The 19,986-nt window shown below is 39.3% G+C and carries 20 protein-coding genes and 1 tRNA gene; 2 read left to right on the plus strand and 19 right to left on the minus strand.

All coding sequences use genetic code 11. The annotated features are described in order from the left end of the window. Position 1: 1 nt before the first annotated feature. The 15 genes from HJG58_RS14695 to HJG58_RS14765 all read right to left on the minus strand — a co-directional run bounded on the left by HJG58_RS14695 (position 2) and on the right by HJG58_RS14765 (position 14,164). A tRNA-Thr gene (locus HJG58_RS14695) sits at positions 2-77 on the minus strand. 98 nt (positions 78-175) lie between these two features. Then, entirely contained in the window at positions 176-1,669 is a 1,494-nt protein-coding gene (gene trpE, locus HJG58_RS14700) for an anthranilate synthase component I (RefSeq protein WP_170249491.1), read from the minus strand. 108 nt (positions 1,670-1,777) lie between these two features. Continuing rightward, positions 1,778-2,446, minus strand: coding sequence for a phosphoglycolate phosphatase (locus HJG58_RS14705; protein WP_086265338.1), 669 nt, complete (start codon positions 2,444-2,446; stop codon positions 1,778-1,780). A 66-nt stretch (positions 2,447-2,512) separates the two neighbouring features. Next, entirely contained in the window at positions 2,513-3,139 is a 627-nt protein-coding gene (locus HJG58_RS14710) for an FHA domain-containing protein (protein WP_170249492.1), read from the minus strand. Between the two features lie 40 nt (positions 3,140-3,179). Further along, on the minus strand, positions 3,180-5,456 hold the full coding sequence (gspD, locus tag HJG58_RS14715) for a type II secretion system secretin GspD (RefSeq protein ID WP_170249493.1): 2,277 nt from the start codon (positions 5,454-5,456) through the stop codon (positions 3,180-3,182). A 41-nt stretch (positions 5,457-5,497) separates the two neighbouring features. Further along, positions 5,498-6,334: a type II secretion system protein N gene (locus HJG58_RS14720; RefSeq protein ID WP_170249494.1), complete on the minus strand. Its 837-nt coding sequence runs from the start codon at positions 6,332-6,334 to the stop codon at positions 5,498-5,500. Next, the gene (gene gspN / locus HJG58_RS14725) at positions 6,334-7,077 is read right to left on the minus strand and encodes a type II secretion system protein N (RefSeq protein WP_032005861.1); all 744 of its coding nucleotides are present in this window, start codon (positions 7,075-7,077) and stop codon (positions 6,334-6,336) included. The genes HJG58_RS14720 and gspN overlap by 1 nt, the downstream gene beginning before the upstream one ends. A 334-nt stretch (positions 7,078-7,411) precedes the next feature. Then, the gene (locus HJG58_RS14730) at positions 7,412-7,738 is read right to left on the minus strand and encodes an H-NS histone family protein (RefSeq protein ID WP_000801427.1); all 327 of its coding nucleotides are present in this window, start codon (positions 7,736-7,738) and stop codon (positions 7,412-7,414) included. 194 nt (positions 7,739-7,932) lie between these two features. Next, the gene (locus HJG58_RS14735) at positions 7,933-8,373 is read right to left on the minus strand and encodes an acyl-CoA thioesterase (RefSeq protein ID WP_216076585.1); all 441 of its coding nucleotides are present in this window, start codon (positions 8,371-8,373) and stop codon (positions 7,933-7,935) included. A 7-nt stretch (positions 8,374-8,380) separates the two neighbouring features. Beyond that, positions 8,381-9,574 (minus strand): heme biosynthesis protein HemY, encoded by a 1,194-nt coding sequence (locus HJG58_RS14740; RefSeq protein WP_216076586.1) that lies wholly within the window; start codon positions 9,572-9,574, stop codon positions 8,381-8,383. A gap of 9 nt (positions 9,575-9,583) precedes the next feature. Next, a complete protein-coding gene (locus HJG58_RS14745) occupies positions 9,584-10,426 on the minus strand; it encodes a hypothetical protein (RefSeq protein WP_170249495.1) in 843 nt (280 codons plus the stop codon). A gap of 8 nt (positions 10,427-10,434) precedes the next feature. Further along, complete coding sequence (locus tag HJG58_RS14750; RefSeq protein ID WP_170249496.1) at positions 10,435-11,202, minus strand: uroporphyrinogen-III synthase; 768 nt, start codon at positions 11,200-11,202, stop codon at positions 10,435-10,437. 3 nt (positions 11,203-11,205) lie between these two features. Beyond that, complete coding sequence (hemC, locus tag HJG58_RS14755) at positions 11,206-12,123, minus strand: hydroxymethylbilane synthase (RefSeq protein ID WP_216076587.1); 918 nt, start codon at positions 12,121-12,123, stop codon at positions 11,206-11,208. Between the two features lie 100 nt (positions 12,124-12,223). Then, positions 12,224-12,964, minus strand: coding sequence for a LytR/AlgR family response regulator transcription factor (locus HJG58_RS14760; RefSeq protein WP_171545308.1), 741 nt, complete (start codon positions 12,962-12,964; stop codon positions 12,224-12,226). A gap of 60 nt (positions 12,965-13,024) precedes the next feature. Then, a complete protein-coding gene (locus HJG58_RS14765; RefSeq protein ID WP_170249498.1) occupies positions 13,025-14,164 on the minus strand; it encodes a sensor histidine kinase in 1,140 nt (379 codons plus the stop codon). Here HJG58_RS14765 and argH point away from each other — a divergent pair. Both argH and HJG58_RS14775 read left to right on the plus strand, forming a co-directional pair. After that, on the plus strand, positions 14,155-15,588 hold the full coding sequence (gene argH, locus HJG58_RS14770; RefSeq protein ID WP_002121138.1) for an argininosuccinate lyase: 1,434 nt from the start codon (positions 14,155-14,157) through the stop codon (positions 15,586-15,588). The genes HJG58_RS14765 and argH overlap by 10 nt on opposite strands. A gap of 9 nt (positions 15,589-15,597) precedes the next feature. Then, a complete protein-coding gene (locus HJG58_RS14775; RefSeq protein WP_000089995.1) occupies positions 15,598-15,867 on the plus strand; it encodes an oxidative damage protection protein in 270 nt (89 codons plus the stop codon). A 305-nt stretch (positions 15,868-16,172) separates the two neighbouring features. Here HJG58_RS14775 and phoU read toward each other — a convergent pair whose 3' ends face one another. The 4 genes from phoU to HJG58_RS14800 form a co-directional block, all read right to left on the minus strand. Continuing rightward, positions 16,173-16,895: a phosphate signaling complex protein PhoU gene (gene phoU, locus HJG58_RS14780; protein WP_171545309.1), complete on the minus strand. Its 723-nt coding sequence runs from the start codon at positions 16,893-16,895 to the stop codon at positions 16,173-16,175. Positions 16,896-17,000: 105 nt separating this feature from the next. Then, a complete protein-coding gene (gene abuO / locus HJG58_RS14785) occupies positions 17,001-18,347 on the minus strand; it encodes a multidrug efflux outer membrane protein AbuO (protein WP_005804090.1) in 1,347 nt (448 codons plus the stop codon). 80 nt (positions 18,348-18,427) lie between these two features. Then, positions 18,428-19,333, minus strand: coding sequence for a DMT family transporter (locus HJG58_RS14795; protein WP_126645281.1), 906 nt, complete (start codon positions 19,331-19,333; stop codon positions 18,428-18,430). Beyond that, entirely contained in the window at positions 19,326-19,907 is a 582-nt protein-coding gene (locus HJG58_RS14800) for a TetR/AcrR family transcriptional regulator (protein WP_005804086.1), read from the minus strand. The genes HJG58_RS14795 and HJG58_RS14800 overlap by 8 nt, the downstream gene beginning before the upstream one ends. Positions 19,908-19,986 lie beyond the last annotated feature (79 nt).

Here is a 19,986-nt window from a genome sequence, read left to right on the forward strand (position 1 = left end):
ATGGTGCCGGCACACGGATTCGAACTGTGGACCTACTGATTACAAGTCAGTTGCTCTACCAACTGAGCTATGCCGGCTCTTCTTAGTGTTTCGTACGTTTCGTATCGGAACGGTGTGCAGTTTAGCAAAACTTCCAAACGATGCAAGCGGTTTTTTAAAAAAAACCGCTAAAAACTCATAAAATCAATCCGTTTGATGATAATTCAACCGCTTTGATCACTGCGCGAGCTTTTATTTGCGTTTCATTCCATTCAGATTCAGGATTTGAGTCTGCAACTAGGCCTGCTCCAGCCTGTACATAGACCTTTTTATCTCGAATAACACAAGTACGGATTGCAATCGACATATCCATTTCGCCGTGCCATCCCAAATATCCTACTGCCCCGCCAAACACGCCTCTTTTCACAGGCTCAACTTCATCAATAATTTCCATTGCACGAATTTTTGGTGCACCCGATAAAGTACCGGCTGGGAAAGTTGCTTTAAATACATCTAGCGCATCGATATCGTCACGAACTTCGCCTTGTACATTTGAGACAATGTGCATGACATGTGAATAGCGTTCAATCACCATTTGATCCGTTACTTGAACCTTTCCTATTTTTGATACGCGCCCCACATCATTTCGACCAAGGTCAATCAGCATTAAATGCTCAGCGATTTCTTTTTCATCAGAAAGTAAGTCTCTTTCTAAAGCAAGATCTTCTTCTTTAGTTTTTCCACGTGGTCTGGTACCTGCAAGAGGACGCACTGTCGCAATACCATTTTCTAAACGAGAAAGAATTTCTGGCGATGACCCTACAATATGGAATGGCTTTTTATCTGTAATCGTTTGCCCTTGTACCAGAAATAAATAAGGCGATGGGTTCAAATGACGTAAAGCACGATAAACTTGTAAAGCCTCTCCATCGAAATCAGAAACCATACGCTGCCCCGGAACAACCTGCATCACATCACCAGCACGTATATATTCTTTAACTTTTTCGACTGTTTCTAAGAATTTCGCTTTACCAGTAATTGATTCAAAATGTGGAGGTGTATGTGGCTTAGCTTGCAGACTTACTGGTATAGCTAACAATTGCTCTAATTGATCTAATTTTTGCTGAGCGTCTTCATAAGCATTACTCTGCTCTGTATCCGCATGAACAATTAAAAATAAAGTATCTTTAAGGTTGTCAAAAACAATGACTGTCTTTGAGAGCATCAACCACAAATCCGGCAATGTAATTGGGTCAGCTGCCGGAACATTTTTTAAACGTGGTTCTATGTAACGAACAGCATCATAGCCCAAATAACCCACTAATCCGCCCGTAAAACTCGGTAAGTTTGGCAAAAGCTCAGCAGATGGCACTTTAAATTGCTTCTGAAATTCACGAATATATTGAAATGGGTCTTGGCAATCTTGTTGTGTAATTGAGCCATCAGCATGTTGTATAGATAGAACACCTGCATTACACGAGAAAACCGTCGACTCTCCTAAACCAATCATAGAGTAGCGTGCCCAATTTTCACCACCTTCGACTGACTCAAATAAATAAGCTTGCGTGTGGTCTTTAAAACGAGCAAAAACAGATAAAGGTGTTTCTGTGTCTGCTAAGCGTTGGCGATAGACTGGAATTGTGTTGTAACCAGCAGCCTTAAGTTGCTCGAATTGCGCTAATGTTGTCATGAATTTTCTCTAATATGGTTTCGATTTAAAAGTGTGTTTTTCTAGATTCGGTTTAGACACGCCATCGAAAAACCATACGCTTATTCATTCTGATCTCCATTTCATTCATTAAATAATTAACTCAGCAAGACTATCAACAACTTGCTGAGGTTGGCAATCATAGATATTTTCTCCATGATTATAGCCATAGCTAACCACAATACAATCAATTCCAGCACGACGCGCAGCCTCAATATCATTACTTGAATCGCCAATCATTAATGATTGTGAAGCAGATATTTTTAGGCTTTGCATGCAATGCAATAATGGCAATGGATGAGGCTTTCTCTCAGGTAAGCTGTCCCCACCAAGTACGACTTGAAAATATGGAGAGAGCTGTAAAGCATCAAGCAATCCCTGGGCAAGTTGTACAGGCTTATTGGTAACGCATGCCATTTGTATGTTCAAAGTTTTACAATGTTTTAAAAACTCGGTTACACCAGGATAAATTTGAGTATTTACACAGAGTTCTACACTATATATATCAATAAATTTTTCTAATAAGACTTTATGTTGTTCAGGATCTAATTTTCCAAAAATATGGAGTAGAACACTTTCACAGAGTTTTGAAGCTCCCTTACCCACCCATTCTCGTATTTGGACTTCTGTTACCAATGGCCAACTTAGCGCCTCTAAACTTAAATTCATAGACCGATACAAATCAGCAGCAGAATCAACCAACGTCCCATCTAGATCAAATAAAATTAAATCGCGCTTACTTAGTTGTGCAACAGACATCTTTTTTCTACTCAAAATTGAAAAGGCATGCGTTTAGCATGCCTTGATTGTAAAAGCAGCAAAGGATTATTTAAAGAATAACCATGCCAATACCGCTAAAATTACTAAAATAATAATAGTGATTAAACCAACTGAGGCATTCTTCTGTTGCTCTCTTTCTTCAGCAACACGAGAAACTGGCTCATCAAAAGCGATAGGTGTTTGCTGTTGTGCATTAATATCTACACCCTCTGGAATAGGTGCAGGTTTTGGAATAGAAATATTCTGCGGCATACCATCGCGACGAACTTCCACTTCTGCAGCACGCTCTGCAAGGCTCGGCATTCCTTGATCGCTTAAATCTGGAGATGATGTTGTATTTACAGGCTCGGCTTCAATTTCAGGTAATTCCGTGATTTTCTGTGCAGGTGCCAATACAGAAAATTTAAAACTAGCAAACTGAACAATATCACCATCATGTAGCTGCTTTTCTTGCTCAATACGAATATCGTTTACAAATGTGCCATTCGATGAATTAAGGTCTTGCACCCATAGCACTTGATCTTTTAGAAGCAATGCAGCATGGCGACGTGAAATTTCAGCAGCTTGTAACAACACATCAGCATCTTGATGACGCCCTACCAACATATCGCGATCAACATTAATTTCTTGGCCAGTAATTTCACCAGTAATTGCTTGTAGTTTCCAAGTCATGCGTATGTCCTATTCATTTTTTATCAATCATAACATGCTACTACTGTGCTGTGCTTGGGCGCAGTGTCGTTGTTGTTACTGTATTTTTAGTACGATTAACTTCAGGATCAGGTAACTGTAAGGTTTGCTTTTGCACTGCCGGCTCTACCGCTACAGGTGTAGTTACCGTCGAGGTTTTTCCACCTGATGGAACCTGTTGATAATTCTTTGGCTGAGAGGCAATACTAGGTGGTGTCATCTTTTGATTATAGACATCATCAACTTGCTCAGGCAGTTTTGCAAAGTTGCCATTTTTATCCATAGCCAATTGCAAGCTATAAAGCTGGCTATAGCGCTGCTGAGACAAACGGCGCACATCATTTGCATCACCCACAATTGTTGGGTGGATAAAAACCAGAAGGTTACGTTTTACATTGCTTCTATTATCTGATCGGAATAAACGCCCAACATAGGGAATACTACTTAACCCAGGTATACCTTGTCTTGAAAGTGACGTGTCATCCGACACCAAACCACCAAGCACTACTGTCTGTCCATGTTCAGCCAAAACAGCAGTTTTAATGGCACGTTTACTTGTCACTAAGTCAGCTGCTTGTCCACGACTGTCTTGAACAGCAGAGACTTCTTGTTCTACTTCCAGACGAACTGTACCACCTTCACCGATATGTGGAACGACTTTTAATGTCACACCGACATCTTTACGCTCAACCGTAGTGTATGGGTTGATACCCGTACTGTTTGTAGTGACCGATCCTGTTACAAAGGGAACATTTTGACCGACAACAATATAAGCCTCTTCATTATCCATCGTCACAATGGATGGTGTCGAAAGCAAATTTGATTTGGTATTAGTTTTAAGCGCTTGAATTAATGCACCATAAGCCTTACGGGAATTCTCAAAATTACCCAGAGCCAAGGTTGCCCCATTACCTTTATTAGCACCACTAGCGATAGCTGATGCAGCCCCAGCCGAACCACCCGATAAATAACCAGCAGCAATAGAAGATAAACTAGCACCTACATTACTAAAGCTAAGCAAACCAATCCCACTAGATAAGTCACCAAGCGCCCATTGAATACCAAGTTGATCTGCATCATCTCCTGACACTTCGATAATTGCAGCTTCAATCAGAACTTGCTGACGGCGAACATCAAGCTGCTGAATAGCAGATTCAATTTCGCGCATTAATTGAGGATCTGCCTTAACCACTAACGAGTTTTGGGTATTATCCGCAATAATGCTCACACCATTTTGGCTAAAGCTAGAGATATTGTTCTGATTATTATTGTTCGAATTACCGTTTAAATTAATAGATGGTGTAGAAATTGAGCTACCATTTGAACCAGAGGTATTTGAACTAGAATTCTGGTTATTACCCATCAAATTATTGATCGGATTCGATGAATTAGAAGAACTGTTATTACTATTTGACGAAGAAACAGCTTGTCCTGTTACGAGGCCTTGCAAAATCTCAGATAAATTTTTTGCACTTGCATATTTCAATCGAAAAACTTTTAAACCACCTAAACGGTCGGCCGAAGGCACATCTAGCATTTCAATCATGTGTCGAATGCGCTTACGCGTTTCAGGATCGCCCTTAACTAAAATACGATTGGTTCGGTTGTCTGCAATAATACGGATACGTGCACCGTTAAAATCTTTAGATGCTCCCGTAGCACTCATCGCCTCAAGTTGAGTAATGATTTCTTCCGCTTGGCTCGATTGGAGGCCTATTGCCTCAATATCATTCTGGCCAGTACCATCTAGATTACGAATAATATTTTCAAGCTGGTAAATATTTGCTGCACGGTCCGAAACAATCAGTGCATTAGTCCCTGCAATCGCAGCCATATGCGCAAATTGTGGCATTAAAGGACGAAGTGCTGGAATTAAATCATTAGGATTGGTGTTTTCAAGCCAAATTACTCGGGTAACAATCTGATCACCACGCAATTTATTTCGCGAATCGTAAGGGATTCCCGAATTTTTGACATTACTATCTGGTACCAGTTTAATGGTGTTACCCGAAGGAATTGCCACCACTCCATTTACGTTTAAGACTCCAAGAAACAGGTCGTAAACTTCATTCTTATTCAGAGGCTTATTCGATATAACTGTGACGTTACCACGTACTCGTGGATCTACTGCAAAGTTTTTACCCGTAATATCTGCCACTTCATTAATAAATGCAGTTAAGTCAGCATCACGTAAATTGATCTTCCATGTTTGGGCATAGACACTGCTGCTCACTGTCGCAATCAATGGGGCTGCTGCAAGTAATGCCCAAAGTGGACGTTGATGATTCAATAAAGCCATAACTTGCGATAATTCCTAACTCTTATGGTGACGTGTTATCACTAAAAATTTTGTTGTATGGTCATCACTTGATCACCACGTTTTATTTCTATTTTCACTTGCCCAGCTCGTCGAGCCTGTTCAAGTAACTGCACATCCGTTTGTCCCTGCCCAACCGTTTGACCGTTTAATGAAACAATCCGATCACCCGGCCTTAAACCTAACTTATTTCGAAGCGCAGTGGGTGTACGTTCTGTAACTTCAAAACCCTCAGTGGCGTTCCCACTAACACCCATGTCACGCAGATATTGTTCACGGTTGCCTTGCATTTGCTGAATAGCCTGCCCTAACGCTTCTTGAGCAGTATTAACAGGTGCTGACGACTGAGGTGCAGTAGCAGTTGGTTGTGATGCATCTGGCGTCATAGGTTGATATAAACCGTTTGGCAAACCTTTAAATTGGAGTTCACGAGTACTTCCATTACCTTGACGTAATATCACGTGATCCCAATAAACTTCTGCCAACTGATAAGAGGTAGAACCTATTGTTTCTCCTACCCGATATCGGTCGGCAGTATTATCTAGCTTAATAACAGCTGAGGAAAAACGATTCGGATAACCCAGCATTACGCCTTGTAATTCTAGGTTGACATTTTCCTGTGCTGCATTGGCTGAAGGTTCATTAAAAAGTGAAAAAGTACTAATGTTAGGAATTTGTGGCTGCTGTGATCCTAACTCAACTCGATCAAATTGCATCATTTGAGGAGGCGCAATTACCCACCAAAATAATGAAGCTAATTTCCAACACAACCATAAAATTAAAAAGGCAAATACAACTACACTTAACCGATCTAATTTTTGCCACTGTAATTGCTGTAATTTCTCAATCCATACTTTCATTAGTTACCCCCTTGTATTAAGGGTTGACGAGAACTAATGACAAACGTATCCAAACCAGCTTTTCCATCATAAGATGGAATATTAAGTAATAATCTTTGGGTGAGCTGCACATCAAGCATCATGTTGGCATCTAATAAGAGATTCGCCATTTTTTGACTGCGTTGATCACGTATATCAACTTGTAATTGTCCATTTTGATCCGTTAATTGGCCATTTAAAGAAGGCATATTCATACGGTCTTGACGATCACCAATATTATAAATTAAAGCACCGCCACCCCAATGTAATTGACCATCAACTGCTGCGAAACCCTGCTCTTTCTTATAATTAAACTCAATATCTTTCAGTTGAATGCTGTTCGTAGGCCATTGCCAATTCACAATTTGTTTTAATGTTTCAGGCGCAATTTGACCATTCATAGCCTTTACAATTACTTTTTTCCCCACACCATAGCCCATTACCCCAGCCAATTGGGTATTACCACTATGGATATCTACATCAGCAGCGAACCTTAATAAAAACAGGTCAAGAGGTCTAGTTTTCCAATGAATCGAACCTCTCAAAGTACCACGCCGCCAATCTGCTTGGCCTTGCCAGATATTTCCACTTACATTGTGTAGAGTTTGATTATTCTTTGAAAATTTAGAAATAAGCCAAGTCGCTGGGATCTGTAAAATAATAAAAATTAAAAATGCAATGAGGGCAAAAAACCACCACTTCCATTGCTTAGACTTTTTCTTCATTCAGCCTTACCAACATGCAAATTATCGTCCTTATTTTGAGAGTAGCTCCCTAGTCTGACATTATGCATACTTTTTCAACATCGCCAATTCACTTCATATAAAAAAACCAAGCAATTGGGCTTGGCTTCGGTATTAAGACTATAAGTTGAACGTATGACAAAATCATGAAAACTTGGCACTCAATGAAGTAAATGCACATTTGATCTCAACAATTCATTTAAAGAGCAATTTAAACACTCAATTTTTTAAATAATATTTATAGCAAAATTTTGAGATATTTTTATCAATAAAAAAGCCAAGCAAATTTACTTGGCTTTTAAAAAAGACAATTTGATTAGATTAAGAAATCTTCAAGTTTTGCGCCTTTTTCAATTTCAGCAACTAACCAGCGTGGTTGTTTACCACGACCAGTCCAAGTCTCTTCAGCATTGTTTTTGTTGCGGTAACGAGGTTCAACAGATTTACGTGTTGTTTTCTTACGTTTTTGAGCACCAAACTCGAGAAGTTGTTCAACACTGAAACCAACATTTTCAGCAATCTCGATAATTTGATTATAAGCATCTTCGATTGCTTGATCTTTTTTACTTGCAATTAAAGCTTCTGCTTCTTCTTGTAAGCGTTTTAACTCTTCAACAGATAATTCACTGATATCCGGTTTCATTAATAAATACTCCAGTCTTACAGACAATTCAAAATAATACAGACAAAATTTAAAAACATAAAATCAAGACCAATATTATTTATAATCTATTCAATAAGCAATAGTTTGAAAGCCGTATTCATCAGAATAACCAAAAAAATTACCTTTTAATTACATTACCAATTATAAATGAAATATATTTTATTAATATTTATTTAAGATAAATGTATTAAGTTATGCCCAACTGATTTTTCTAGCTCAATAATTTTTTGTTTTATTTCCTGCGGTATTTCACATTTTCGTTCTGTTAATTTATCTACGCATACCATAACAGCTTCACCAGTAGCCACAATTTGCTGTTGGGTTTCACTCCACAATATATAAGCCATACGGAATGCACTATTACGAAGCTCTTCCACACGAACTCCTACTTTCAATACATCTGGATAAAAAACAGGCTTTAAATACTTACACTGACTCGAAGCTACAACGGTATATAAATGTGGGGTTAATATATTGATTGCTTCCATATATAAAATACGTGAGCTTTCAATATATCGATAATATTGTACATTATTGACATGGCCAAAAGCGTCCATATCTCCCCACGCTACTTTCTGTTCATATATTACTGGGTAGACAGACAGTTCTTTCATTTTTACCTCATATTTTAAACTTTAAAAAATTTGCATCATTTTCAAAGATTAGATTTAACTGCTTGATTAACACGTCATCTTCTTTAAGCGTGGACTTAATACGTAAATAGCTCATTAAAATATTATCTGGATATAATGATAATAATGTTTCAGCTTCTATTTGACGTCCAGTTGCCATATAGACATGCCATTTTGCAAAGGTTAAAACTGGCAAATTCATATATTGATTTTCAAATTGAATAATTTTTTCTTCAACATCGGCATAGTCTGGAACTTGTTTAAGCAACTGTTGCTGAAACCATAAATAGAATACTTCTGGGTCAAACTGCTCGTTTAACAAGTGTAGCGTTAAGGCCGCATGCTGCATGCTCATATCTGGCATACGTGCTAATAGTTTTAGCCATAACAACTTACTGCTATAAGGTCGAGTTTGAATCTCAGACTCTAAATCCAAATAACGTTGCTGTAAGGCATGTAAGTCATCAATAGAGGCTTGGTCAAATTGCTGAAGAAGTTGTTGCAACCATAAATCACGGTGCTCAGCATCTAGCAAACCATATTTCATGGAACGTAAATACACCCATGGATGTTGCAGCGCTAATTGCCCCCATAACGCAGTTAATTTTTGCTGGTAAGCAGTTTCTATTTCTTGTAACCAAGGCGATAACTGATGCTGGTATAAAAATTCAAGATGAGTTAATGCACGGTCGGCTTCATTTTCGGCCAAAAATATTTCAATTCGCTGTAACTCTGCCAATTCAAATGCCATAGGTGGTGATTGATCGAGAGCAGCCAATGCTTTTGGATAATCCCCACTTAAAACCAGAAATCTGGCATCAATAATATTTTTTAAAAGCCCTGATTGAGTAAAAACACGTTCAATAAATACACGTTGATCTTCGGCCGCTTCTAATAACCAAACAATACCTAATTGTTCATAAGGATGAAGGTTTTTAAACTGGAAGATGTTTTCACTTTTCCTTTGTTCACGAGAGGAATAACGTTTAATCCACAGCCATACGAGTTGAGCAATAAAACTCATCACTACAAAACTAAGAGTTAATCCCCAGACATTTGTTTGCAGTTGTAATTGCCGCCAGTAAATATAAACATATCCCATTCCATAGCCATAACTAAATAAAGCTAAGGCTGCAAAGAGTATTAAGCTGATGACGACATAAACCCACAGGAGGTGCTTCATATATCCTCCTTATGAGCCAATTAGCCCAAGTGTAGAGAGTTTAGGAACTGGCACGACTGATAAATGTGCCACTTTAGCAATACGTTTTTTTAACTGCTGACTTGTTGCATCAGGCATTTCATCTAACTTTTGCATCACAGATTGCAACTCATTTTGATACTCAGTCATTTTCCCTTGATTGAGTGCTTGTTCGGCAATTAACAATCTTAATTGCACTTCTTTAAGCACGACACTTCGACTCATTAAATTAATAGACGGCGTTTCTACTTTTTCTATTCGGAACCACTTTTTCCACCAAGACACAGTCTCGGATTGATCCATTTCAAGTTTAGGCTGGGCTAAGACTTGTTGAATATTCTTATCAATGGTCTGTAATAAATCATCGATTAGTTGATGGCGTTGATTTTGAGCCAAAGTAAACTGTTGAACTGCCTGTTTATCTTGCTCGAGCGATTGATTCAAGCTATGTTGCAATGCTGGAGCAATTTCATAGTGCACAAGCGATTGCTGTAACTGGTTTAATTGATCAACTGCATAAATCAACTGCTGCTGATCGATTGCAAATTGAATTAAATCTAATTTTTGTTTAATTAGAACTGTAGGAGTAATACCTGTCGGCGGTGCATCTTGTTGAGTGACTGAACTGGTTTTACTCCCTGTATTCACAGGTTGATTCTGCAACTGGCGCTGTAAAGCAACCAATTGATCATTTAAATTGGCGTAGTGCTGTTCGGATTGCAGCAGGCTTTGTTTAAGCTCGGGAACAGTACGAGAAATTTGCCACATATCGTAGCTGAGCTTAGCCAACCAAGCTATGCCCAGCAAAATGATGATAGAAACAAGTTTTCTCATATGAATCCTTATAATGCCTGAATGTGATGAATCATCCCCGAAGGCGATAAATTTTCAAGTTGAATAATGTGAAAATGAGCCTGTTGCTGATCGCGATACTCTTTAACAATTTGAAAAAGACGAGGTCCCAAAACCAGATATACACCATCAGGTTGTACATTATTTTTTAAGCAAAGCTCTAACCAATACTTCCAGCTCGCTTCACTGGTAATTAAGACGAGCCATTTATTTAAATTATAATTCGAATTCTGTGTCAGATGTTTGAATGTAGAATATGAAGCTTCTGGGCACTGCCGATGATATAGAACAAAATTTAAAATTTGAATTCCTTGTTGTTGCAAGGTCTCCATCATAAATTGACGTCCACCTTCTCCCCGCCAAAAAGCGACGCTACCAGCTTGCTTCATATTATGGAGAATAGGGAGATTTAACATCCCTTCAGAGGTTTCAACATCTGGAATATGTGCTTCTATTCCATATTCATTTAGACAATTGGCCGTTGACTGCCCAACAGCAATCCACTGAATATGTTTTAAATCACGGAGCTTTAAACCGCTTTGCAGTAAATACTTCATCCCCACATCAACAGCGGTTGGGCTCACTACAACGATAGCTTGTGCCTTAACTAATTGTTGGTAAAGCTGAAGTAAATGTTCGGAAAAGGGTTTAGCAACGAGTTCTAAAAGAGGTAAAGACTCAACCTGATAACCTTCATTTTGCAAAACTTCTGTTAATTCTGCAGCCCGAGAATCAGGTCGAGTATTAATAAACAACATGGTTTAGTAAAGAGCCTTTAATAGCTCACCAGCGCCTTGATCAAGTAAGTTTCGAGCAAGGTTTTCACCCAATTGCTGAGCATTATTGGCTTCATCGGTCAATTCAGCACGTAATAATGTTTGACCATCTGGGCTTCCAACACGACCTTCGATATGGATTTGACCATTTTGTAGTGTGGCATAACCTGCAATTGGGACCTGACAACCACCTTCAAGGTAGGCATTAAATGCACGTTCAGCACGTACACAAACATCTGTTTCTGCGTGTAATAAAGGTTGAATTAAAGCCAATACATCTTGGTCAGCTGCGCGGCACTCTAAACCCAATGCACCTTGTCCGACAGCAGGCAAACTAATATCTGGTGTTAAACAATGACGAATACGTTCTGACAAACCTAAACGCTTCAAACCGGCACTAGCTAGAATAATTGCATCGTATTGACCTTCATCTAGCTTCGCTAACCGTGTACCAACATTTCCACGCAAGTCAATAATTTGTAAATCAGGACGTTGTTTTAATATTTGAGATTTACGACGTAAGCTTGATGTACCAACTTTTGCGCTTTGTGGTAAATCAGCGAATGTTTCAAACCGATTTGAAACGAAAGCATCTAACGGATCTTCACGCTCACAAATGACTGCTAAAGTTAAACCTTCTGGCAAAGCCATTGGAACATCTTTCATTGAATGTACAGCTAAGTCTGCACGCCCATCTAAAAGTGCTGCTTCTAATTCTTTAACAAACAGCCCTTTGCCCCCAATTTTTGCTAAAGGCGTATCTAAAATTTTATCGCCCTGCGTGACAAATTTAACCAGTTCCACCGTTAAATCAGGGTGAAGCTCCTCTAAACGGGCACGAATATGTTCTGCCTGCCAAAGAGCAAGTGGGCTTTGTCGTGTAGCAATTTTCAAGGTTTTCATAAATTCAAGCATGGGCTGGTCAAACAATACACCCTAAACTTAACTTGATCCCTTAAAATTGCAAGTAAAATCTCGCAAGTCCCAGATAACTCTTTTAAATTTAAAGCTGATGAATTCGCTCTCTAAGCGTAGATAAATGCCGACGGCTCACCGAAAGTCTTTCATCAAGACCACGTAATCTAACCTGATATTGCCCCGAACTGACTAGCTCCAATCCATCTAGATATGCAACCGAAACCAACGCATTTCGATGAATACGAATAAACTGATCTGCGAATTCGGTTTCAAGCTCTTTTAATGTTTCATCTATTAATACACTGCCATTTTTATGTCTCACAGTGACATATTTCTGATCTGCTAAAAAGTAATAGATATTTTCAACAGGAATCAGTTCAACCCCGCGATAGGTTTTTGCGGCAATTTGATGACGCTGTGTTTTTAAATCTTGTAAAAGCTCAGAATTCGGTAATGCATTGAGCTGTGCTTTAGTAAGTTGAGTTAGCTGACTTAAAGCTTGCTCAAGTTCAACTGCATCAATCGGTTTAAGAAGATATGCTTGAGCCTGAGCTTTAAAAGCTTCCAATGCATGCTGATCGTAGGCGGTACAAAACACAATCGCAGGTCGGGGATTGAGTTGACTTAACTGTTCTGCACAGACAAGCCCATTCATACCTGGCATTTGAATATCAAGTAAGATTACATCCGGTTGATGAAGCCGTGCCTGTTCCAAGGCCTCCTGTCCATGATGAGCCGTTGATACAACCTCATGTCCCATCTTTGAAACTAAACGTGATAAACGCTCCACTGCAAGTGGTTCATCATCACAAATTAGCACCTTCATTCATCCTCCTTGTCACCGTTAACTTGGTCCATTTTTTTATGGTTAACTCTGACTGACTTATTATTTTGTTTGATATTGATAGCTCATAATAGTGGTATATAAAGCTTCACCTTTATAAACCTGAAATCTAACGGTGTTCCCATAATACGCTTTCAGGCGCTGCTTAACATTTTCAAGAGCGATTCCATGCCCTTTCCGTGAATTTATTGTATCGTCTGTATATGGGTTGGTAATGACTATACTGACCTGATTTTGCAATATTTCAACCAATACCCCTATGGTTGCTTTGCCCATCATTGGTTCTACCCCATGAAAAATACTATTCTCTAACAAAGGTTGTAATGTCAATAAAGGAATAGTGATCTGTTTTAATTGCACAGGTGAAAGCTCGATCTTCCAATCAACTTTTAAACGCTCACCTAGACGGACCTGCTCAATCATTAAATATTGTTTACTCAGCTCGATTTCTTCATGCAGACTCACCAATTTTAATTCTTGGAAACTCGCTCGAAATAAACGCGACAAACTAATGAGCATGCTTTCTGCTTTATCTGGATCTATCGCAATTAAACTCACCACATTATTTAAACTATTAAATAAGAAGTGAGGGTGAATTCGTGCTTGCATGGCCTGAATACGTGCATTTAATTCGGCATATTGCTGATGCAACCATTGTTCCCTGACATATAAATAACGTAAGCAGAAGGCCCCGAGTAATATTCCATAGCTTAGATATAAAGGTACATTGGTAAAATAAACACCCCAGCCCTGCGTTAATGACGCATGTTTATTTAAAAGACCAAACTGAAAAAAATTACTCATTAAAGTGGTCAAAACAACAATACTTTGCAGCATGACAAAACCAATAACCAAAGCAAATTCTTGACGTAAGCTGCTAAAAAAACCTTGAAAGCGTTCAACCAATGCAAAAAAGGACAATATTACCCAATTAATAAAAACGATGTATTGAAAAAGCCTTTCCCCGCTTAAGGCTTGCCAAGACTGCGCTTCAGCCAATGCCAGAACCAATGCCAAAACATTACTTGCGATAATTAATTCGAATAAGTGTTGCCAACGCCCACTTTTCGTAAAAAAATAGGAGGAATTTTGATTTCGGTATGCTGTAGAAAACAACTTTGTTTGTTGAGCTTCGGCAAGTGATATACTCTTTTTTATTTTACTGAGCCACCATGACCACATCTTCAAATCCCCCTAATTCAGTAACCCCAGACCAAACCTCAGGTATGTGGGGTGGTCGTTTTTCTGAAGCGACGGACGCTTTTGTAGCCGAATTTACCGCCTCTGTTCAGTTTGACCAACGTTTTTATAAGCAAGACATCGCTGGTTCGATTGCGCATGCTACCATGCTTGCGAAAGTTGGCGTACTCACAGAAGCAGAACGCGATGACATTATTGAAGGTTTAAGCACCATTCGCTCAGAAATTGAGGCTGGAAACTTTGAGTGGCGCATCGATCTTGAAGATGTTCACATGAACATTGAATCACGTTTGACTCAACGTATTGGCATTACAGGCAAAAAATTACATACAGGTCGTAGCCGTAACGATCAGGTTGCAACTGATATTCGTCTTTACCTACGCGACGAAATTGATGATATTTTAAAATTATTAGAACGTTTACAAAAAGGCTTGTTAGGCTTGGCTGCCAAAAATGTAAATACGATTATGCCAGGCTTTACACACCTACAAACCGCTCAACCAGTAACTTTTGGTCATCACTTGTTAGCGTGGTTTGAAATGTTGGTACGTGACACTGAACGTCTCCAAGACTGCCGTAAACGTGTTAACCGTATGCCGCTTGGATCTGCTGCTCTTGCGGGTACAACTTATCCAATTGACCGCGCATATACAGCAGAGCTTTTAGGGTTTGAAGCTGTATCTGAAAACTCTCTTGATGCTGTATCTGACCGTGACTTTGCCATCGAATTTAATGCAGCTGCTGCACTTATCATGATGCATTTATCACGTATGTCAGAAGAGCTCATTCTTTGGACTTCTGCACAGTTCAAATTTGTGAATATTCCTGATCGCTTCTGTACCGGTTCTTCAATCATGCCACAGAAGAAAAATCCGGATGTTCCAGAACTTATTCGCGGTAAATCTGGCCGTGTATTTGGTGACTTAATTAGCTTACTTACGCTCATGAAAGGTCAACCATTGGCATATAACAAAGATAACCAAGAAGATAAAGAACCTTTATTTGATGCAATCGATACAGTTCGTGGTTCACTCATGGCATTTGCAGACATGATTCCTGCATTGGTTCCAAATATTGAAATCATGCGTGAAGCTGCTCTTCGTGGATTCTCAACTGCAACTGATCTTGCCGACTACTTAGTGAAAAAAGGCGTAGCGTTCCGTGATGCGCATGAAATTGTAGGTAAAGCAGTAGCATTAGGTGTTGCGGAAGAAAAAGATTTATCTGAGCTCACACTTGAGCAGTTACAGCAATTCTCTGACTTAATTACAGCAGATGTATTTGATAAAGCCTTAACTCTAGAAGCTTCTGTAAATGCACGTGATCATATTGGCGGAACTTCACCAAAACAAGTAGAAGCTGCGATTGCTCGTGCCCATACACGTTTAGAACAGTTATACGCTTAAGGATAAATCATGAGTCGACAAGTATTTTGCCGTAAATATCAAAAGGAAATGGAAGGTTTAGACTTCGCTCCTTTCCCAGGTGCTAAAGGCCAAGATTTTTTTGAAAATGTTTCTAAGCAAGCATGGCAAGAATGGTTACAACACCAAACTACGCTAATTAATGAAAAGCGTTTAAACGTGTTTGAACCAGAAGCTAAAAAGTTTCTGGAAGAACAACGTGAGAAGTTCTTTAACAATGATGAAAGTGTAGAAAAAGCTGAAGGCTGGAAACCAGAATAATCGGTTTGTTTTAGCTTAATCATCATTAAAAAGGCGGGTCTATATACATAGATCCGCCTTTTTTTACGTGAAACTTACACAAACATAAAAAGCCTTACATAGAGCGCACAGGACTCTACATGACATCAAAAAGCGAAGAACTTAATATCACTCTATAGCAAGAAGAACACGATCCCTGTCGTGTTTATGCACTTGATTTTCTGTCCTGAACTTCCCCCCAAAGTTCGGGACATTTTTTTATCTATTATTTTTAAAAATAAAAAGGCCTTGCTTCAAACAAGGCCTTTAAATATTTCAGCTCAAGATTACTTTTGGTGGACTTTGGCTTCAATTTCTTCAATTTTGGTATGACGAGCATCAAAGCCTTTGGCCATATAAATCACTTGCTCAGCAATGTTACGAGCATGATCGCCAATACGCTCTAATGAACGTAAAACCCACATGACATTAATTACACGAGCAATATGACGCGGGTCTTCAATCATATAAGTCATTAATGTACGTGTTGCTGATTGATATTCACGGTCAATGTCAGCATCAGCTAAAAGTACACGCAAAGCTTGATCTGCATCTAAACGTGCAAAAGCATCAAGTGCATCATGAATCATGACACGAACTTGATTACCAATATGACGTGTTTCCATGTAGCCACGTGGTGATCCACCTTCTTCACACAGATTTTGTGCAATACGGGCAATTTTCGCTGCTTCATCACCAATGCGTTCAAGGTCAGTATTGGCTTTGCTCATGGCAATCACCATACGTAAGTCAATCGCTGCCGGATGACGACGCGCCAAAATCAACGTCAAGCCTTCATCAATATCACGTTCATATTGATTGACTGCATTATCTTTAAATTGAACATCAATCGCTAAATTTGCGTCGGTATCAAGTAAAGAATGAATTGCATTTGCTACCTGCTGTTCGACCAAGCCACCCATGGTCATAAACTTTGTGTTTACATCTTGCAAATCTTCATTAAATTGAGAAGAAATATGATGGCTTAACACCGGATTACTCGGACTCAAGGGAAGCCTCCAACATGATGGCGCGGGAATAAAATGATTGAGCATTAAAACACAGCAATCATTAAGTTTTTATGACAAAATTAAATTTCAGATAAAAGCATTTAATCACTGATAAGTTAACCAGCTATTAAGCTCGACTAGATCTTTTTCGCCTAACTGGCCTACCGCAGCTTTTAAACGAAGCACATTCAATAAATAGTCATACTGAGCATTAAGATAATCCTGTTTTGCAGAAAAAGCATTACGCTGCGCCAATAAAACATCAACCATACTTTTCAAGCCTTCGTTATAACTCGCTTTTGAAGCTTGAGAAACCAAAGAAGAGGAATCCATTGCAGCCTTTCTTGCTTCAAGTTTGGCTTGATCTGTGTCGACCTGCATAAACGCACTTTTCACATCGACATTGGCACGGCGAATGGCTGCATCAAGTTGTGCCTGCGCTTTACTGGCTTCTACAGTGGCTTTTTTAATTGATGTTCGGGTCCGTCCACCATTAAATAAATTCCAGTTCATTTCTACACCGACCTGATCAAATTTTCCGTCAGTCGAAATGAGTGTCTCTGGTGTTTGTTTAGTATAGCCATAGCTCGCCACAGCATCTATTTGAGGATAAAGTGCTGCCTTTTCGACACGGCGCTGGTCTTCACTATATTTTTGCTGTAAACGGGCTTGCTGGATCTTTAAGTTTTTTTGCTGTGCCAAAGAAAGCCAGTCATTAAGCTCTGCTGGATAAGGCTTTTGAAAATTAAAATCACTTCGCAGTACAGCGAGTTTATCTTGATAAGAACCGATATATTCAGAAAGCTGCTCTTGGGCTAAAAGTAATTGAACATTGGTTGAAATACGATTGGCTCTAGCATTTTGATATTGAGCATTTGCTTCACTCACATCACTACGTGCCACTAAACCTTCTTTGAGTTTGGCATTCATCATATTGAGTTGTTCAAGCAAAGCCTTTTCTTCTTGTAAGTATGCAACACTCAGAGCCTGCTGACGCAACACATTAAAATAGGCTTCTGCCACATTTAAAACATGATCTTGTTTTTGCAGCCTTAAAGTGATTTCACTAAGTGCAACCGAAGTTTTAACTTGTTTATAACCTTCCCAAGCATCCATTCGAAATAATGGCTGACGTGCAGTGAGAGTCGCTTGTCGAGTCGTTGACGTACTACTTACCAAAGCATCTGACAGGCCCTCTTGATCAACACCCGGAAAGTTTGAACGTTTTACAGTTTGTCGATTACGGGTAATGTTTCCAGACAATGTGACAGTAGGTAATAACGCCCCCGTTGCTAAGCCTAAGTTCAGTTGATCTGCCTCATATTGTTGTTGATTGGCTTGCCACGTTGGGTCATTTTGTTTTGCGCGCTCATAAGCTTCAACCAAATCTAGAGCAAAACTCGAAGATGCAAAACTCCAAAGGCCAACAGCGACCATTAATTTTATTTTCATTGTTCAAATCAACGATAAAACTTGCCTTTAAGACTAAGAAAAATTCAAATCAAACTCAAGCCATTAAAAGTTTTAGTTTTTTAAGCGTTCTTAGTTTTTGACAAGATTAAAATACAAATAAAAATCAGCAACATGCCTATCCAACCCAGCCATGAAACATGCTCACCCACCAAAACGATGGCAAAAATCGCAGCCACTAAAGGTTCAAATAAAGTTAAGGTCGTCGCTTTGCTGGCATTTACTGTTTTTAATCCAAAACCGAAAAGTAAATAACCCAAAAACATAGGAATCAGCATCATATAACCAGCCACAAGTAAATTGGTTGAGCTATGCAATAACCCTCCACCTGTAACCAACAAAGTAGGAAGCAAAATAACTGCCCCACCACCCATAATCATGCCCATTGCAGCTTTAGAGGCAACACCCCGATCTATTAATCTTTTTGCGGCCCATGAATAAAGTGAATAAGTTGTAGCTGCGACAAGCCCAAGAAAAATACCGAAGAATTTATTCCATTGATTTGTACTCTCTTGGATCGCATGACTTTCCCCCATCGATAACATACTTACACCAAGCACACCGCACACAAAACTTAGAAACCATATAGCCGATAAAGCTTTGCGGTCAAAAAATCGCTCTAAAATTGCTGCTATTAATGGAGCGGTACCAATTGAAACAACGGTGCCAATCGTAATGCCCGCATAATGCATTGAGGAATAAAAAGCCAAAGGATAAACACCAACCGCCGCTACCCCTAAAAGCAGTATTGAAAGATTTTCCCTTATAAACTGACGGTTTTCGCGTATTGCTCGTGATGCAACCAAAGCTTGTAAAAGTCCTCCACCGCCCATCGCTACGGCACCAATAGCGAGTGGGCCAAGTGTCGGTGCAAATGCTGCCGCCGTACCTGTTGTTCCCCACAAAACAGAAGCAACCAAAATCGCAATTGTGCCCCCATAGCTACTATTTTTAATGAGGCTAATCATGTAGGCATTCTCTATTTAAAATATCTTCTGCCATTTGTTTTGCTAATAGAAGTTGACGACTGTTTCCTTCTAAGCCTGCTCGTGCCATAGAACCCTCTAAAAGAAAAGAAAGCTGCGTAGCTACATAGTTAACGCGCTGTGAGTCTGGTATTAATTTTTTTAAATGCTCAGCAACAATACCTTCCACTTCTTCTTTATGCTGCCTTACAGAACTACGCCCTGCACTATTCGCTGGAAACTCTGCGGCAGCATTCAATAACCCACAGCCTCGAAACCCTTTTTCGTAGGCAAATTCTGCATGGTCCTGATAGGCATCAAACACAGCCAAAATGGCTTCTTTAGCTGTGTTTGTTTTTGCTAAACGCTTTTGATAGAGATCGAGCCACTCTTGATGGCGTGCAGCAATATAGGCATCAACAAGATCGCCTTTTGAAGAAAAATTATTATAAAGCGACATCTTAGCGACATCGGCTTTAGCCGTAACTGAATTGATTCCTGTTGCAGTAATGCCATCGTTATAAAACAAGGTTGCTGCTGCATCGAGAATTTTCTGTCTTGCTGTTTTATCATTCATAGCTTTAATTTAAGTAGACCGACCTACCTAATAATAAAGATTTCTAACAATGATGCAATCTTTTTCCGAGTTATAATTT

Origin of the sequence: Acinetobacter geminorum, from assembly GCF_013009345.1 — a bacterium.
In the GTDB taxonomy this organism is placed as follows: Bacteria; Pseudomonadota; Gammaproteobacteria; order Pseudomonadales; family Moraxellaceae; genus Acinetobacter; species Acinetobacter geminorum.

Bases quoted from the DNA above. Each gene is read 5' to 3' on its own strand.
- trpE (WP_170249491.1), bottom strand. From the start codon at position 1,669: ATGACAACATTAGCGCAATTCGAGCAACTTAAGGCTGCTGGTTACAAC.
- HJG58_RS14705 (WP_086265338.1), bottom strand. From the start codon at position 2,446: ATGTCTGTTGCACAACTAAGTAAGCGCGATTTAATTTTATTTGATCTA.
- HJG58_RS14710 (WP_170249492.1), bottom strand. From the start codon at position 3,139: ATGACTTGGAAACTACAAGCAATTACTGGTGAAATTACTGGCCAAGAA.
- gspD (WP_170249493.1), bottom strand. From the start codon at position 5,456: ATGGCTTTATTGAATCATCAACGTCCACTTTGGGCATTACTTGCAGCA.
- HJG58_RS14720 (WP_170249494.1), bottom strand. From the start codon at position 6,334: ATGAAAGTATGGATTGAGAAATTACAGCAATTACAGTGGCAAAAATTA.
- gspN (WP_032005861.1), bottom strand. From the start codon at position 7,077: ATGAAGAAAAAGTCTAAGCAATGGAAGTGGTGGTTTTTTGCCCTCATT.
- HJG58_RS14730 (WP_000801427.1), bottom strand. From the start codon at position 7,738: ATGAAACCGGATATCAGTGAATTATCTGTTGAAGAGTTAAAACGCTTA.
- HJG58_RS14735 (WP_216076585.1), bottom strand. From the start codon at position 8,373: ATGAAAGAACTGTCTGTCTACCCAGTAATATATGAACAGAAAGTAGCG.
- HJG58_RS14740 (WP_216076586.1), bottom strand. From the start codon at position 9,574: ATGAAGCACCTCCTGTGGGTTTATGTCGTCATCAGCTTAATACTCTTT.
- HJG58_RS14745 (WP_170249495.1), bottom strand. From the start codon at position 10,426: ATGAGAAAACTTGTTTCTATCATCATTTTGCTGGGCATAGCTTGGTTG.
- HJG58_RS14750 (WP_170249496.1), bottom strand. From the start codon at position 11,202: ATGTTGTTTATTAATACTCGACCTGATTCTCGGGCTGCAGAATTAACA.
- hemC (WP_216076587.1), bottom strand. From the start codon at position 12,123: ATGAAAACCTTGAAAATTGCTACACGACAAAGCCCACTTGCTCTTTGG.
- HJG58_RS14760 (WP_171545308.1), bottom strand. From the start codon at position 12,964: ATGAAGGTGCTAATTTGTGATGATGAACCACTTGCAGTGGAGCGTTTA.
- argH (WP_002121138.1), top strand. From the start codon at position 14,155: ATGACCACATCTTCAAATCCCCCTAATTCAGTAACCCCAGACCAAACC.
- HJG58_RS14765 (WP_170249498.1), bottom strand. From the start codon at position 14,164: ATGTGGTCATGGTGGCTCAGTAAAATAAAAAAGAGTATATCACTTGCC.
- HJG58_RS14775 (WP_000089995.1), top strand. From the start codon at position 15,598: ATGAGTCGACAAGTATTTTGCCGTAAATATCAAAAGGAAATGGAAGGT.
- abuO (WP_005804090.1), bottom strand. From the start codon at position 18,347: ATGAAAATAAAATTAATGGTCGCTGTTGGCCTTTGGAGTTTTGCATCT.
- HJG58_RS14795 (WP_126645281.1), bottom strand. From the start codon at position 19,333: ATGATTAGCCTCATTAAAAATAGTAGCTATGGGGGCACAATTGCGATT.
- HJG58_RS14800 (WP_005804086.1), bottom strand. From the start codon at position 19,907: ATGAATGATAAAACAGCAAGACAGAAAATTCTCGATGCAGCAGCAACC.